The organism is Sutcliffiella cohnii, assembly GCF_002250055.1.
GTDB classification, from domain to species: Bacteria; Bacillota; Bacilli; order Bacillales; family Bacillaceae_I; genus Sutcliffiella; species Sutcliffiella cohnii.
This window is the reverse complement of the sequence record NZ_CP018866.1, coordinates 121,708-138,405: the sequence shown is the minus strand read 5'-3', so window position 1 is coordinate 138,405 and position 16,698 is coordinate 121,708. Positions and strand designations below refer to the sequence as shown.

The window sequence follows — 16,698 nt, the reverse complement described above, 5'->3', positions numbered from 1 at the left end:
ACCATTATTAACCATTACTGGATAGAGGGTTTGACAGTGGTTCCTTGTTCACACATTTTTAGGAAAACAATGTATAGGATGGGCTAGTATCAATAATGGAGTTGATAAAAAAGACGAGAAGAAAGTACTCGTCTTTTTTCAAAAATAATCTTCATACCTTTTTTTACGGCGGCAGCTTTTACATCTTTTCGGGTGAACAAATCCTTTTTGTCTATATAACTTTTGCTCTTCTACCGTAAAGGTAAATCGATCACCGCACTCCCAACATTTCAATAGGAAATCTTGAGGAGCTAATCCCTCGAGGGCTTTATTAATAGATTCCACCCTTGTATTCATTGATTGTTGCTCTATTATTTCGTCTGATTCTAAAATTTTGATGGTTGACCGAATTTCTGCCCTAACTTTCTTATAATCAATCTTTTCCCACAATTCTAAGTAAGGAATGAACTGTTTATTCCCTGATTCTTTTATTTTATCAAGAAATAACAAGATCATTTCTCTGTTGCGGTCTTTTAAATAGCTCATTTCTGGGTCTATCTTTCCTTCATCCAACCACTGTTCCCATTCTATTAAAAATTCATCCGCTCGTTGGTCCGCTTCAATTTGCCATCCTCGATCGGTAAATACAATCATCGGTAATTTTCCACTATATTCAATAGCTAAGAAATCATAATCTATCATCCAATCGATTTTCTTCGTGATCTCTTCTAATGTTTCTGATCGAAATGCACCGTAGACCGGACACTTATCCAACTCTAACTCTAGTACCTTTTTTTCTCGTGACCCTTTTAAAATTTTGGCAAGGAGAGTCCTACCACCCCGTGCAATAATTTCATCTGCTGCCCTTAAGACTACTTTAATCTCCTCACTAGATAAGTGATTAATAGTTGCATTGTTCATAACCATAACTCCCTTCTATGTGGGTGACCTTACTAACGACCATTCTATCCTGTAGAGATGTACAAAAATTGCATAAACTATCCCAGGGACAGAGAGACAGGTTCCCCATTCACATAAATATTGGAAAAATATATTTTATGGCCAATTCATCAGTGTTAACATTCACCCTAATTATATCAAATTTTTATAGTACGTTTTCCTTCTCAATGTGTTATTAATCTGTTTTCTCCCCTTACTTTTTCCCAAAATTTAAAGGCTTGGTTGACATTTTGTAATAGTTATGTAAAAACTTCCTATTTTAAATATATTACTTAAAATAACTCTTTATAATGAAAACAGATTTAACCTTTAAGGAGTTGTTCATAATGTTCGCTGGGCACTTTGGGGTTGCCACTGTTGTAAAAAGTAAATATCCGGAACTACCACTATGGTCGCTATTAGTCAGTACACAATTGCTTGATCTAGTGTTCATTCCATTTAGTTTAGGTGGGTTAGAGTCAATAGAGCCAATAGGGGAGGGCGGTTATGGAAGTATGGCAATCAACGCCTTCTACACTCACTCTTTAGTTGGCGCACTAATTATTAGTTTACTAGCAGGTATCATTTCAGGACAGTTTTGGGGTAAAAATTCAGGAGTCATTATAGGGTTAGTCTCATTTAGCCATTGGATACTCGATCTAATCGTTCATCGGCCTGATTTGCCTATTCTTCCTGGCAATATAGGTGATTTACCGCTACTTGGATTCGGGCTGTGGAATTCTTTTATTGGAAGCTTTCTGCTAGAGTTTCTGTTAATTGCAGTTGGGTGCTTTTTTTATTTCAGATACTTGCTTAAAAAAAAATCCAGCAAAGAAAAAAGAGGAAAAATCATTATTGTTGGCAGTACGATAACTCTTTTATTCTTTCTGTCATTAGTATGGGATGCCTTTTTATAAGGAGTTTGTGCGGGGACAGTTCCTATATGAGAAGCCTCTGTGAATAATCTAATCTACTTCTTGAGTTTATGTCCTTCCCACCGTCCAAAGATTTTTAGTAAGTGTTACCACAATATAACAAAAGGGACAAGGGACCTCCATCCACGGTACCTGTCCCTCTTCCCTTTATTTTTTTAAGTTGCCGTTTATGAAGTTTTGGATGAATTCTATTTGGTCTTCGGTTGGGTTTATTTTTCGTACGTCTGTAAATTTTGCGACCGCTTTTTCCAGTGATGTTTCTTGGCCGACGATTTCACCGATGCTTGTTAGGTCCTCAAAAAAATTCCACATTTCTGCATGAGTTTTCGGATCTTGGTGACCAAGCACATACCAGTTCGTGTCGTATTTCTTTATTTTCTCTAAAAGCGTGTGAAGCTCATCCAAATTATAGCTCCATTCACCACTATAAAAATCTTGATAAACGCAATCTGCGAGAAACATTATTTTTTCATCAGGAATGTATATAATTGAAGAATCATGTGCGTGAACCCCTCCAACATGCTCTACTACACAAGTCACACCACCTAAATCCATTTCCACCTTATGATCAAATGTGATGTTGGGAGCCTGTAACTCTAAATGTTCCCTCGTTGGCATTTCGCGTTTAATCATATCGCTACAAAACTCAATTTCTTCACCTGTCTCCACCCGTGCATCTAGTGAAGCATCGTCCCAATCTAACGTTTTTAAATAATCTATTTTCTTTTTCGTTTCTTCATGACTAATCGTTAATAAGTCCATCGTTTTAATACCGAAAATATGGTCCCAATGCCAGTGCGTGATGACGACAAACTTAACTGGTGCTATATCCATTTTTTCTACTAAATTTAAAAAATCCCTTGCATGGGCAGGTGAATTTCCAGCATCAACAATAACGCTAAAATTATCTCCACAAACTAACCCTAGTGCTGGACGATCTGTTTCGGAATAATGCGGCATATAATAAACTCTATTGGATAGTTTTTTTAACATATAATTGACCTCATCTTCTATTACGTAATAAATTTCTAAGCTGTTGTTAATTGGCACATTCTATTTTTCAGCCTACTACCCTACTAAGAAAGTGTTCTAAAAATCGTGCCGCATCGACTTTCGTACAAACACGAATTTTCGGCTCATCTTCAGGATAACCGACTGTTCTTCCTACTTCTTCACCTTCTAATGTAACTTTAACGTTCATCGATTCCGCTGACACTAAACTTGCATCAATGGCTACTCCTACTGCGAGTGGGTCATGAAGGGCACAACCGCCAATTCCAGGATAATAGGATTCATAGTAATTTATGTAGAAATCCGTAATATCTGCAAAAAATTGAGCCGTTTCTTTTCCAGTAGCACGCCATTCAGCAAGCTTGGATTTTGGCAACAACGTCTGCAACGTTATATCTAGTCCTACTAGGGTGATGTTTAATCCGGAAGAGAATACATAGTCGGCTGCTTCTGGGTCAGCGATCATATTTGCCTCTGCAAAAGCATTTACATTTCCGGGTACTGTTACTGCTCCACCCATTATTATTACTTCTTTTATGAGGGGAATAATTTCTGGCGCTTTCTGTATAGCAAGTGCAACGTTCGTAAGCGGGCCAACAGCAATGATAGTTATTTCTTGCGGACGCTTTTTCACCTGTTCAATCATAAAATCAGGGGCAGATTGGCTTTCTGCTTTAGTAGTTGGGTGGTGTTGCAAGGAGTTGCCTAAGCCGTCCTCTCCATGAACATGTTTTGCCCATACCTTCTTCTCCCCACGAATGAACATTTGAGCAGCACCTTCGTAAACAGGAACGTGTTTCCCGACTTTTTCTAAAACAGCAAGTGTATTACGGGTCGCTTCATCTACTGGTACGTTTCCAAAACAGGTTGTAAAACCGAGCAGCTCCAATTCAGGGGAATGCAGTGCGTAGGACATTGCTAAAGCATCATCAATTCCAGTATCAACATCAAAAATAATTGGTTTCATATAGAGTCACTCCATTATTCTTCTCTCATTTTCGGACAGGAGCCCGAATCTATTTTTTCGTTTGTAATCTACTCAAAACTTGCTCCAATGAAGGCATACCAGTTTGAGCACCTTTTTTCTCAACAGCTAAAGAAGCACTTGCATTAGCGAATTTTACAGCTTCTTCAAGATTTTTTCCCTCTGTTAAGGAATAAGCTAAGCTCCCATTAAACGTATCACCTGCACCTGTTGTATCAACAGCTTTCGTTTTAAAGCCATTTATAAACACATGCTCTTCCCCATTATAAAAACGGGCACCTTTTTCACCTAACGTTACAATTAATTTGTTCGGATAACGTTCTAACGACTTTTCGATATCTTCGCCAAAAATGCTTTTACATTCGGATTCATTTGGTGTTAAATAGGTCGCTATATCGATAAACTTCTGCTTAAAATGATTCACTGGCGCTGGGTTTAAAACGACAGGGATGTGGTGTTCGTTGCATAGTTTCAATATCGAATGAACAGTTTCCGACGGTATTTCCAACTGTAGGACGACCATTTTGCTTTTAATAATTTCGTCTTTCATTTCGTCTATTTCTTTAGGAGTTAATCGATTATTGGCCCCGGGAACAACAATAATCCGATTATCTGCATCCGATACAATAATAGACGCAATGCCCGTTGTTTCATCAGGAAATAAAAATAAATGATCAGTTTTTATGTTTTCTTGTTTTAATGAAGCAAGCGCTATTTTGCCATACTCATCCGTACCACAAGCACCAATCATTTGTACTTCTCCTCCCAATCTTGCAGCCGCTACTGCTTGATTGGCCCCTTTTCCACCAGTAAATGTAGAAAAAGAAGTTCCTAACGTCGTTTCCCCTTTATCAGGAACGTGGTTCGTACCAACAACTAAATCCATATTAATACTACCAATAACGGTAATCACACTCTCACCTCATTTGGGACATAGGTGGGACATAGGGACAGGTCGAAATCACTGAAAAAGTCCCTTTTTTTGAAACAAAAAAAATAATAAGGACAACTTTTACCCCTAAATAAGGAAAATGTTGTCCTATTTTGATGCTAACCAGTGTTTTTTACCCTGTTTTGGAGGATAGGATCTTTCCTATCCTCTTTATATTAACTGCTAATGCAGTTAATTTTGCTTGTGTAGACATGCTTTTGAGACCGTACCCCCTGGCACGATCTAGCCCGTGAAAGCATTTCATTTCGCCGTTTTTCCATTCTTGGCATGCTCTCTTTTTATACTTTTCTTTAAACTCTGGTTGTTTTTGTTGTTGGCTATATTCATAGAATTCTGGTGTGTTGATTCCAACTTCTAAGATTTTTCCAACATTTTTTCCTTTAATACAATCTGTCCTGATTGGACAGGCTTTACATTTTTCTCTATCAAAGTAATATTTGTACGATTGTCTGTTTTTGGTGTTCTTATAATATTTTTTTATAGTCGTATTTCCCTGTTCGCAACTCCATTGATCAGCGTCTTTGTTATAACTAAATAACTCTTCATTAATTCTATAAGCCATTTCACTTACAGGTATGTAGGCAGCTGCTTTTATTTCTTTTAATTTGTCCAAAATTACTTTTTTGAAATATGCCTTATCTCCATATAGTTCTTCAACCGAAATACCAGACTTTATAGTGAGTTGTAATAGCTCGTCAAAAAAACTACCGTCCACGTATGCCCCATTGCCTACCCTTACGGAAGTAATAATTCTATCTTCTGTTGTAATCATAAATTCTGTTTTATATCCAAAGAAGTTGGAAGTTTTACTTTTGTGCCCAACTCTTGCTTCTTGGTCAACAATGGAACGTACACCTTTTTGGGCTAAAAACTTTGGGTCGGATAGTATTTCTTTCGCATTTTCAATCACTGCTTTTGTCTTGGGTGTAGTTTCTACGTCTACGTTTTCTGTTACTGTGGTGATAGTTTCTTCAACATAGGCTTTCATTGTTTCTTTCGCAACTTTAGGGTCTTCAATTTCTTTATAATCCGGGATTTCTTGATTGATATCACTTGGAATTTTTTCTACTTCCTCTTTTAATGTTTTAAACATCTTACTAACTAATCTTTTCATCACCCGTTCGGGTGTAGCTTTGAACGTGTTAGCTTCTGTATGAGTGGTATCAATACTTACAGAACTACCTTTGATAATCCCTTTATCGACGCATTGTTTAACAAATAGGGCTATAATATCATCTAACGAGACATCCTGTAGTCTGTGTTTTCTAAACTTGGCTAACAGGCTGGGGTGTGGTAGTGTGTCTTCAGGATTAATATCTAGAAAGTACATATAAGCTAGATTAAGTGAAGCATCTTCTATTACTCTTTCGTCAGAAAGATTATAAAGGTATCCAAGAACGAGTAATTTAACCATCATTTCTGGTTCTTTGGCAGGCCTACCATAGTATTTACAATACGATTTTTCCAGTACTTTGTTAATATAAGAAAAATCAACTGCTTCTCTGACAAGTTTGAGTGTATGATTTTTGGGGATTTTATAGTATAATTCGGAGTAGATGCTTAACTGCATATCTTTTTCTTTAAGCATAGAAGAAAACCTTCCTTTTCGATTGATAATTAGATTCTTGGTCGTGTCTAATTATACCAAATTTTGATAAAGGAAGGTTTTCTTTTTTTATTTTTTTACATTTATTAGGAGGGGTTTTTCAGTGGTCTCGGACAGGTCCCTCGTCCACACATTTTTTGGAAAATAATAAATTAACTGTACTATACATTATTGAGTTGACTACACGGCAGTAGGCACTCTTATTTTGCAGTAGGTATTATTATTAGATACTAAGTCGTTTATTAGTATACCAAAAAATAAACAGATTAGTTCTTCAATAGGTTTTCCAAAGTCATCTTACACTCTATATACCAAACTAAAAAAGGGACAAAACTCTGTCCCTTTCACGTTTGACGAGCGATGTTATCATTTGCTGCAAATAGTAGTGCAAAATAGCATAAAACTCTACATGATAATTTAATGGTTGGGTTCATTTATGGAGAAGTGAGCTCACTATCTCCAGCTTCCATTTTCCAGTTTCTGTGTGGACGAGGGACCTGTCCACTAGCCTTGCGTGTTTGTTGGTAAATTGAATTTATGTAATTTTTTTCAAGTTGCTTTTATCCTGATAGAGAAAAAAGGGAAACGAGGTTGCATTCGACCTTGTTCCCTTTTTTTTACAATTGTGAATTAGTTATCTTCGTTTTCTTTTTTTGATTCCCTTTTTATCCATAGCTACATTACCAAGTTCCGGTGTCAACTTATTTTTTGATATCGGGACCTTTTGTCTTCCTTTGGACGTTCTTTTCTTTTTGATATTTAGAGCTTTTTCAAATGAGCTAACTGTTTTAAACAGATAGGTTTGTAGTAGTCTAAAGAATTCCCAAGGTGACTTTTTAGAATGTGTTTGGAGTTTAATGATTAACGATAATACGTACGCAATCAAGGCTAAGAACATTTGGTTCCAAATTCCTTGTGGCTTAGTGCTCCATATTTTTGTTAATCTTAAATGTTGTTTAATCCATTTAAAGAATAATTCTATCATCCACCGCGCTCGATATAATTCCATTATTTGTTGGTCTGCAAGGTCAAATCTATCCGTCAGAATCCTATATGTTCTCTTTTTTTCGTCGATGAATTCTACATAACGTACTGGTGGTTGAGAAACCGTATAGGATACTTTAGCGTCCCGAACTACAGATGGATGTGTAGGAGTAAATTCTTCTAACATCCCCAATCGAAGGGATTTGGATATCCGCACGACAAACGATACGCCTTTTTCTTGCCAGGATTGAAGATTCTCTCTGGAAGGATAGCCGCGGTCCATTATATAGATAGAATCTGATTTTTCTATCATTACATCTGAACTTTCAAAGTCACTTAACCTTCCGGAGGATGGTACAATTTTGTCTGGAAAAACAACGTCTGAAGAAGCAACCGTTAGTCGCGTATGCATTTTAACTCCCGTTTGTTTCTTCGAAATATTTGCCCAGTCACATAAATTTTGGGGTAACCTTATTTCGGTAGAATCAACGATTCGTAACCTCCCTAACCCATTCGGAAGACCCTGTAATCCTTTAGTAAGTTCAGAAAGATTTTCAACAACTTTTATAAATAATTTTTGGACCAGCTCAGTTGGTAAATCATTAATCCTCCGGCTTAACTGTGAGCCACTGATTTCCTCTATCCCGATTTCTTCGCGTAGTTTTGGATAGGCTTGTAACTTTTCCTCCATGTGACTATAGGAACTCCACTGATCTAATTGAGCTGACACAAAAGTCCTTATCAGTGACTTTGTTGAAAGTTTATAATTCCTATAATCCATTAACCGACAATCAAAATCCTCTGTAGGAAGAAGTGATAAACATTGACAAATGAGCATCTCTCGACCTATACTTTTCTTATTCATTGTTAAAACTCCTTTGTAGATGACTTGTTTGTTTAGGGAACAAAACAAGGCCAACACATCTACAATAGGAGTTTTTTTATTGAATGTAAATACATATTATTGAATTTATGGAATTTTTTAAAAGTCACGCAACGCTAGTGGGACCTGTCCCTCCGTCCACGGTGTCTGTCCCTCTGTCCACATCTTTGTCTTCGCGGAGTGCTCTTCTGAGGATTTTTCCGCTGATTTGGGTTTTTGGTAGTTCTCTTAAGATTTCGATTTCACGTGGCATTGCGTGGGCAGATAGTTTATTTCGGACAAAGGTCTGTATTTCCTTTTTCAATTCCTCGGTTTCTTCATACCCCTCTGCCAATACAATGAATGCTTTCACAATTTCTCCTCGAACTCGGTCAGGCTTTCCGATTACCGCTGCTTCCAAAACAGCCTGATGTTCTATTAGTTTGCTCTCCACTTCGAACGGCCCAATTCTTTCTCCTGAAGAATTAATCATGTCATCGTTTCTACCTTGAAAAAATATATATCCTTCCTCATCCATATAAGCTAAATCACCGGATATGTACCAATCGCCGACAAAGTAGGAATGATATTTCTCCTCGTTTTTCCAAATCTCCTTCATCATCGATGGCCAGCCCTTTTTGATCGCTAAAAGTCCTAGTTCATAGGGGTGCACAGTATTTCCTTCTTCATCAATTATCGCTGCTTTAATTCCAGGTATAGGCCTACCCATTGAACCTGGTTTGATTTTTGCAGATGGTAAATTGACAATTAACTGCGCTCCAGTTTCGGTCATCCACCACGTATCATGTATCTGCAAATTCAATTTTTCGACTCCCCACGTAATGACTTCAGGATTTAACGGTTCTCCAACACTTAAAATGTGGCGTAGTGAAAAAGAATAGTCAGGAATAAGGTCGGATTTATCCATAAGTAGACGGAAGGCAGTTGGAGCACTATACCACACCGTTACCCCTGTTCGTTCAAGTACTTCAAACCATTCTTTCGCATCGAACCTACCACCATGTACGACAATAGTTGCCCTATTTAACCATGGGGCAAAGATCCCATACGAACTACCCGTTACCCAACCTGGATGGGCCGTACACCAATATACATCATCCTCTTTTAAATCCAAAACCCATTGTCCTGTTTGATATTGTTGAATCATCACTCGATGTGCGTGTAAAACTCCTTTCGGCTTTCCTGTAGACCCAGACGTATAGTGAATGATCATGCCATCATTTAAATCTACCCATTCAACGATTTCGCCATTAACACTTACCTCTTCCACCAATTTTGGAATCGATTTCGCAATTGGATGCTCTATATTGTCTGTAATGTAAATAGATTGAAGATGTGGTAGTTTGCTAACTGGCACTCTTTGTAACAATTCCTCGTTCGTAATCAAAACGGATGCTTCACAGTCGTACATACGATCAAAAATTGCTTCCTCCATAAAGGCTTCAAATAACGGACCGACAATCGCACCAATTTTAATTGCAGCTAACACCGCAATATAACAGTCTGGATGCTTTGGTAAAAATACAAAAACACGGTCCCCTTTTTTCACACCTTGTGATTTTAATAGATAACCCCACTCATCCGTTTTCTTCTTCAAATTAGAAAAGGTATGCGTTTCTTTAAAGTGACCATTCATATAAATTAATGCAATCTTCTCCCCATATCCATCTTCCACATGGCGATCTATACATTCATAAGCCATATTCACCTTATTCGTACGATGCCAGCTAAATTGAGGATGAATCGTATCCCACGAAAATTGCTTAGAAACTTCCTCATAGTTTGAAAGATTAAAAGCCCCTTCTCCTTGTTTAAGCGCAGATGCTTCTCGCAGTTTCATACATACTCCCTTCCTCTCCTAATTCGAATTTTCTACATTTAAGAGCGATAAAATGACTTCCTTCTGTTTAGCTAACTGTTCATCTCCTCTAGAACGAGGCCTTTCTTTTGAAACGTTGATTTCTTCACATAACTCACCTGGCTGCCCTCTAAAAACTAACAGTCGATCACAAAGATAGAGTGCTTCGTCAATATCATGGGTTACTAATAACATCGTTGCTTTCTTTCTACCCCATATTGTTAACAATAGGTCTTGGAGCTGCATTTTTGTAAAAGCATCTAACGCACTGAACGGTTCGTCTAACAACAGTATTTCCGGTGAGGTGATGAGGGCTCTTGCGATGGCAACCCGTTGAGCCATGCCTCCAGATAATTCCTTCGGGTAGTGATGCTCAAACCCTTTTAAACCGACTTGCGCTAGTAGATTCATCGCCTCGTTTGTTTTACAATTCTTTTTCCCTTTCATACCAAAGACTACGTTCTCTAATACAGTTAACCATGGCATTAGTCTCGGTTCTTGAAACATAAACCCGATATTTTCATTGTTATCTCTCGCTTCTTTTTCATGAATAGAAATATTGCCTGTATACCCTTTATCAAGGCCAGATATCGTACGAAGAAGAGTACTTTTTCCACATCCGCTCGTTCCGAGTAAGCCGACAATTTCTCCACTATTAGCCGTAAAACTTACATCCGTAAAAGCAACATTTCCATTATCAAATTTTCTACTACTATTTTTGACTGATAAAAGCACGCCTTCACCCCCTATTGGTTCGTTAAACTATCTTGCCAATGTAACGCTTTCTTTTCCACGCCCTTTAACAATGCGTCCGATATTTTCCCAATTAAAGCAAATAAGATAATACTTGCAATGATAAGATCGGGAGAACTCATATTTTGACCAAATACTAATAAGTAGCCAAGACCACTACTTGCACCCATTAACTCGGCCGCAACGACAAACATCCAACCTAGACCTAATCCGCTTCTTAAACCAACTAAAAATGAAGGAAGTGATGCAGGCAAAATTATATTTTTAATTAATTGGTAAGTAGTAAATCCATATATTTTCCCCACTTCAATTAACTTACGATCTACCCCTTTAATCCCACTAACAATATTTAAATACACCGGAAAAAACACTCCAACGGCTATTAATGTAATTTTGGAAGTCTCTCCTATGCTCAACCATAAAATAAATAGTGGAACCCAGGCTAATGATGGGATGGAGCGAAATGCTTGAAGGATTGGGTCGAGCAATTGCTCCGCTAGTTTATAAAAGCCGACTATCGCTCCAAGCAAAATTGCAAATACCGCTCCAAGCAAAAAGCCCGCAAAAACTCTTGTTAACGTAATGCCAATATGTCCCCATAAACTCCCATCCTGAATCATTGACACTATCTTTTGAATAATTAAGGAAGGAGCTGGAAGTAAATGAGGAGGAAAAACTCCTACTCTACTCAATACCTCCCAAGCGATTACTAGTGAAATAGGAAGAACGCTACCAATAAAAACAGACTTAGAAGCTTGAAGAATTCGTTGAATAGGAAACCGTACTCTAAAAGTCGAACGAAGTGGCTTTACATAATTACTTCCTGATTGTTGTGCCATTATTCATCCTCCAATTTAATGACATTTGTAGCAAATGTGGATTGAATGAGTTCGGTCGCCAATTTTTCAACGTTAACGTTCGAGTCAATAATTCCACTAGTCTGTAAAACTTTTCCCGCTTCAATAAGAGCCTTCACTTGAACCTCACTAGGAATTGGATTAGAAAAATCATTTCTTGATAGTTGTAGTTTGGCAACCGCAGCGTCTAACTGGGCTTGCTCTGCTAGAATCTTAGCCGCTTCTTCTGGATTTTCGATTGTCCAAGCTCTCGCCTGTTCGTAAAGCTCAATTACTTTTTCCACATGTTCTGGATAGTTTTTGGCAAAATCCGTACGTACGTTTAGCGTTCCATACGTATTAAATTCTGTATTCCGATATATATAACTTGTTCCATTCTTCACTTCAAGTACTGCCATATGTGGATCTAACCCTGCCCAAGCACTTACTTGACCAGATACTAACGCAGACGCCCCGTCTCCATGCTGCAAATTGACGATCTCAACGTCTGTCGGCTTTAATCCAGCGTCAGCTAGTGAACGAAGTAAGAAAATATGTGGATCTGTTCCTAACGTTGCAGCAACCTTTTTCCCTTTTAAGTCAGAGACTGATGTTAGCTCGGTCTCACCTTGTGTAACGAGCGCCGTCCATTCTGGTTTCGAATAAATATAAACGGACTCAATCGGAGCATTGTTTGCTTTTGCAATAAGTGCAGCTGCACCCGCCGTTGAACCAAAATCAATACTATTACTATTTAAAAATTCTAGCGCTTTATTGCTACCAAGACTTTGAACCCACTCCACTTCAATGCCTTCATCTTTTAGGTCCTCTTCTAACCATCCAAATTCTTTTAAAACTAAACTCGTTGGTGAATAAAAAGCATAATCAAGCCTAATTTTCTCTAACTTCTTCTCTCCAGTTGCCGTTTGACCACAAGCGCTAAGTAAACCGATGGAAATACTCAGTATTATAGCTGGAAATATCCCATTCTTTCTTGTTTTCATTATTTAATCCCTCTTTCCTTATTTTTTTGGTCGGATGAAGAACTTGACTTTCCTTTTGTCACCTGGCTAACTAGTGTCAGTTTCTTTTCTTCCTATAACTTTCACCACCTTCTTTACTAACCTGCCTTACATAGCGACTTATTTAAACAATAAAAAACCCACTTCATAAGAAGAGGGTTTTAAATATCATCCATCTCTTCTTATCTGCCAGAGTAAATACTCTGCAGGAATTGGCACCGTGTTTTCTCTAAAAAAGAAAATCGGTTGCCGGGTTTCATAGGGCCAGTCCCTCCACCACTCTTGATAAGAAATACTTTATTCAATTAACGCGTTGTCGCTATGTTTAATTAAGTTAATACGAATATAACACAGCCAAATTTACCCTGTCAAACAATTAATAAAATATTTGAAATTTTCAAAGTTATGGACATAGGGACAGGTCCCTTGTCCACACATATATTGGAAATTTATTATTCTAGCATGATAATAACACTTATGCTAGAGCCAATCTTAATCCTCTGATTTCCCTATGAGAGCACCAATCTGACATTAATCGTCAGAAGTAGTTAGACCTATATGGTTCTTACTATATGTCATCTTAGAGAAAAAAATGCTATTTCACTATTTTTTGTAGGCAAAAAACTCCTTCTCCTTTATAGGAAAAAGAGCTTCGCGACATGGTGGACGTGGGATAATTGTAGGCATTTACGAAAGTCGTCTCCAACCTATTCCCCCGCCCATATTTTCCATTTTCTGTGTGGACGTGGGACCTGTCCCTCCGTCCACGGTGTCTGTCCCGTTGTCCACACATTATTTTTTACCTTTTTTTATTTATATATAATTCTCCTAATTGATAAATGTACTTTCTCATCTCTTGGTAGTCTGTAGATTGTCTCCATTCGCTTAAGCTTTTCTCGTCGTTTTCTAGTACAAATTGGATGACCTCTTGTAGAGTTTGAACGTATTGTTCCTTCCCTTTGCTTTCTTGCTGCATATCTTTTAAGAGTGATTCCCAGTCTGTGCTCGTTTCGTAAATATTTTCTTCTGGATAGTTTTTTGCTACTTCTAATGCTTTTGCAAACTGGTTATTGTCTAGTAGTTCTAGTGCAATCCAGTTACCTACGTACATATTGTAGTTATCCTTGTTCATTGCTTCCTGAAACACGCTTCTAGCTTCTTCATACTTTCCAAGTGTCATTAAAACCGTTCCGTGAATGGAAAGTTCAAAAGCATCTTCTTCGCCATTTGAAACAGCCTCGTACTTTTCGTACCATTTCATATATTCGCCCCAATTACCAACGCGATGATATTGGCGAACTACTTCAAAAATAATATGTGGATCTTTTGTTTTTTCCGCTAGTTCGATTAAATATTTACCTTCCTTTTTCACTTCCGCTAACCTATACAACATCCGTAAACTATGAAGGTCATCTGGGTTGCTCGCATAGCTTTTTTCATACGTTTCATATGCTTCTTCCCACTTCGAATCTAACAATAGCTCATCTGCTTCTGTTAGCTCTCGGTCCTGCAAGTAAAAGAACGGTAAGTTTCCGATCCTTTCTTCATCTAATCTGTAGCCGCTACTTCTAGTAATAAATTCCCCATCTTCTCTAAAGGCATCTACTGACCAGAGAATACGAATATTTGGATTCGATAAGGCAAGGATTGAACGCGGATCTGTTGGATGATCTGGATCTTCGTAATATGTTCCAATTGTTCGATTGTATAATTCTTCTGTTGAAATCGTAATCGTTTCCCCTTGAATATTCCCCTTTAACGAGCCGCTCATTATACTACCTTCGTCAAAGGAATATCCGATATTTAATTGGTAATAGTCAGCTCCCTCCACTCTATCCCAACGAAAAGTTATCTCGTCTGTTGTAATTTTCTCGTCGTTTATAGGTGACTGGACTTCAATTAACGGATTCAAGGTCATATCATAACTCGTATGCTCGCCGTTTTTTACGTGCACCCACGTTTCTTTCCGATTTCCGACTGCCCATCCATCAACTTGTTCTAGTTGTAACCCTAAAAACAGTTGATAGCGCCCTGGCATAACTTGTGGAAATTGATAGTTTCCATCACTATCTGTATATACTTGATAAAGTTCATCTTTGAACCGCATTCCGTACCCTGCATTATGTTCCGTTCTTAATATAACGACGGCACCCGCAACAGGGCTACCATCAGAGCGCGCTATTTTACCCGCAATAGAGCCAACAACGAGCTCTCCATTATCAAAACTTTTTTTAAGGGAAGCCTCTAATGTACGAAGCTCATCCCCAGGGTTATATGCTTCAAAACCATCCTCTATATCTTCTTCTAGTTCTGCTACCATTTCATCGGACTGACGAATTCGATCTGAAAGTTTCGATAATGCCACTTCATACTTTCCTTCGGCTATATATGCCTTCGCCTCTAATTTCGCTAGCTCTCCTAACATATAATTGTTAGTTTCTATTTTACCTTCTAACAACTTGATGAATTGCTCCACTTCATCAAGCGGGCGAAACGTCACATACCATTTAAGCTGCTCCAAATACACTTCATCGAGGTAATAGCTTTCACTCACTTTGTTTAGCGTATCATTTATTAGTTGCTCTGACTTCTCTTCATTTCCGACTCTAATATAGTATTCAATAACTAGTTTCGCAGCTTCCGTATAGTATCCATCAATCGGGGCTTCCTCTAAATAAAATTGTAAATAATGCATTCTTTCTTCCTCAGACAGCTTTTCGCCTTCGTAACCGTAGTTAACTTGGTACATATGTGGACCAACGAGCACATCATATCCTGTGTTAGAATATTCCATCACATAGTTTCGGATAAGCGCTAGTTTTGACCCTTTAAAAATTTCCGCTTCGTCCAGTAAATAAACGACCTGACTTTTCTCTACTGGTTTTCCGTTTCTAATTTTATAATCAGTAATTACGTATTCTATTTGAGGCTTAATGAAAATAAACAACAACGGCGTCACTGTCAGGAATACTACTATTGTTATTAACAGATGCTTTACCTTTAATTTAATCTTCATCAATTTTCAGCCTCCCTTCTAACTCGTCTTCCCAGTAATAGCTTCCAGCAATTTCAATCATTTTTCTCTCTGACACGTTACTATTTTTAACGATTCCGTAGCTCAGTGGAAGGGCGATTAGCATGATAGCAAGAGATACTGGAATGACGTTTATTTCTATTTCTTTATTTAAAAATAGGTCCATCTTCTCTCGAAAACTTTTTTTCTCTAATTTTAAAAGAACTTGATTTTGTCTAGTAAATGTCACATCGTTTAGCTCTTCATCAAGTTTCTTTTTCATCAACACTTTCTCTCTACCCATGTTCATAGCCTCCTTTTAATAAGTTTTCCTTTAATAGAACACGGCCTCTTTTCAACCTAGACTTCACCGTGTTTTCTTTCATTTTCAGCAACTCGGCAATTTCGTTCGTTTTCAATTCGTTATAATAAAATAGGACGATTATTTCTTTATACTTGTAGGATAAGTTTTGAATTTCTTTGTAAATCAGCTTGTTATCCATTACATTTAGTAGCTTTTGTTCCAGTTCGTCTGTTGGCGAACCTTTACTCATTAGTGGGGTAGAATCAAAAGTTAATAATACATTTTTAAAGCTCCATTTTCTCATATGTGACCTGGCCAGGTTCATAATAATGGAAGTGAGCCAGCTCTTTATTTTGTCATTATCATGCAGCTGATCGATTCTTTTATATGCTAGAACGTATGTATCTTGAACAAGTTCCTCCGATAATTGGCGGTCTTTAACTAACAAGTACGCGGTTCGTGTTAAATAATCTCCATACAATTGCATTAACTCCACTAATGCTGATTCCTCACCAGCTCGTAACCGATCCACAACATTCAACACGGCTCACCTCCTCTTTCTTTTTGATTCTACTATGTAGATGACGGCTAAAGGGGAAAAGTTGCATTTTTTTTTACATATTTTTATTACTCCGAAA

At 37.7% G+C, this 16,698-nt stretch carries 13 protein-coding genes, 1 pseudogene and 1 riboswitch; of the genes and pseudogenes, 1 reads left to right on the top strand and 13 read right to left on the bottom strand.

The window, feature by feature from the left end; genetic code table 11:
* Window positions 1-138 precede the first annotated feature (138 nt).
* Window positions 139-900, bottom strand: coding sequence for an RQC-minor-1 family DNA-binding protein (locus BC6307_RS00575; protein WP_066416208.1), 762 nt, complete (start codon window positions 898-900; stop codon window positions 139-141).
* A gap of 365 nt (window positions 901-1,265) precedes the next feature.
* On the opposite strand from BC6307_RS00575, the gene BC6307_RS00570 reads away from it, so the two are divergent.
* Window positions 1,266-1,835 carry a permease gene (locus BC6307_RS00570; RefSeq protein ID WP_066416206.1) on the top strand — a complete coding sequence of 190 codons (570 nt, stop codon included), beginning with the start codon at window positions 1,266-1,268 and terminating at the stop codon, window positions 1,833-1,835.
* A 165-nt stretch (window positions 1,836-2,000) separates the two neighbouring features.
* Here the strand turns inward: BC6307_RS00570 and BC6307_RS00565 are convergent, their stop codons facing one another.
* From BC6307_RS00565 to BC6307_RS00510, 12 genes and pseudogenes are all read right to left on the bottom strand, one after another.
* On the bottom strand, window positions 2,001-2,846 hold the full coding sequence (locus BC6307_RS00565) for an MBL fold metallo-hydrolase (protein ID WP_084380425.1): 846 nt from the start codon (window positions 2,844-2,846) through the stop codon (window positions 2,001-2,003).
* A 67-nt stretch (window positions 2,847-2,913) separates the two neighbouring features.
* Complete coding sequence (locus BC6307_RS00560; RefSeq protein WP_066416203.1) at window positions 2,914-3,831, bottom strand: nucleoside hydrolase; 918 nt, start codon at window positions 3,829-3,831, stop codon at window positions 2,914-2,916.
* Between the two features lie 49 nt (window positions 3,832-3,880).
* Window positions 3,881-4,762 (bottom strand): ribokinase, encoded by an 882-nt coding sequence (gene rbsK, locus BC6307_RS00555; protein ID WP_066416202.1) that lies wholly within the window; start codon window positions 4,760-4,762, stop codon window positions 3,881-3,883.
* Between the two features lie 160 nt (window positions 4,763-4,922).
* Window positions 4,923-6,389 (bottom strand): annotated as a pseudogene (locus tag BC6307_RS00550) (IS1182 family transposase); the annotation flags it as partial.
* Window positions 6,390-7,041: 652 nt separating this feature from the next.
* On the bottom strand, window positions 7,042-8,256 hold the full coding sequence (locus tag BC6307_RS00545; RefSeq protein ID WP_094366013.1) for an IS4 family transposase: 1,215 nt from the start codon (window positions 8,254-8,256) through the stop codon (window positions 7,042-7,044).
* Between the two features lie 124 nt (window positions 8,257-8,380).
* Window positions 8,381-10,114 carry an acetate--CoA ligase gene (gene acsA, locus BC6307_RS00540; protein WP_094366011.1) on the bottom strand — a complete coding sequence of 578 codons (1,734 nt, stop codon included), beginning with the start codon at window positions 10,112-10,114 and terminating at the stop codon, window positions 8,381-8,383.
* Between the two features lie 18 nt (window positions 10,115-10,132).
* The gene (locus tag BC6307_RS00535) at window positions 10,133-10,867 is read right to left on the bottom strand and encodes an ABC transporter ATP-binding protein (protein WP_066420720.1); all 735 of its coding nucleotides are present in this window, start codon (window positions 10,865-10,867) and stop codon (window positions 10,133-10,135) included.
* Between the two features lie 11 nt (window positions 10,868-10,878).
* The gene (locus BC6307_RS00530; RefSeq protein WP_066420719.1) at window positions 10,879-11,724 is read right to left on the bottom strand and encodes an ABC transporter permease; all 846 of its coding nucleotides are present in this window, start codon (window positions 11,722-11,724) and stop codon (window positions 10,879-10,881) included.
* Window positions 11,724-12,725: an aliphatic sulfonate ABC transporter substrate-binding protein gene (locus BC6307_RS00525; protein ID WP_066420718.1), complete on the bottom strand. Its 1,002-nt coding sequence runs from the start codon at window positions 12,723-12,725 to the stop codon at window positions 11,724-11,726. Before BC6307_RS00525 ends, BC6307_RS00530 begins: the two co-directional genes overlap by 1 nt.
* A 197-nt stretch (window positions 12,726-12,922) precedes the next feature.
* A riboswitch (SAM riboswitch) is annotated at window positions 12,923-13,035 on the bottom strand.
* Between the two features lie 507 nt (window positions 13,036-13,542).
* Window positions 13,543-15,759 (bottom strand): carboxypeptidase-like regulatory domain-containing protein, encoded by a 2,217-nt coding sequence (locus tag BC6307_RS00520; protein ID WP_066420715.1) that lies wholly within the window; start codon window positions 15,757-15,759, stop codon window positions 13,543-13,545.
* The gene (locus tag BC6307_RS00515; RefSeq protein ID WP_066420713.1) at window positions 15,749-16,060 is read right to left on the bottom strand and encodes a hypothetical protein; all 312 of its coding nucleotides are present in this window, start codon (window positions 16,058-16,060) and stop codon (window positions 15,749-15,751) included. The genes BC6307_RS00520 and BC6307_RS00515 overlap by 11 nt, the downstream gene beginning before the upstream one ends.
* Entirely contained in the window at window positions 16,053-16,604 is a 552-nt protein-coding gene (locus BC6307_RS00510; protein WP_333482922.1) for an RNA polymerase sigma factor, read from the bottom strand. The genes BC6307_RS00515 and BC6307_RS00510 overlap by 8 nt, the downstream gene beginning before the upstream one ends.
* Window positions 16,605-16,698 lie beyond the last annotated feature (94 nt).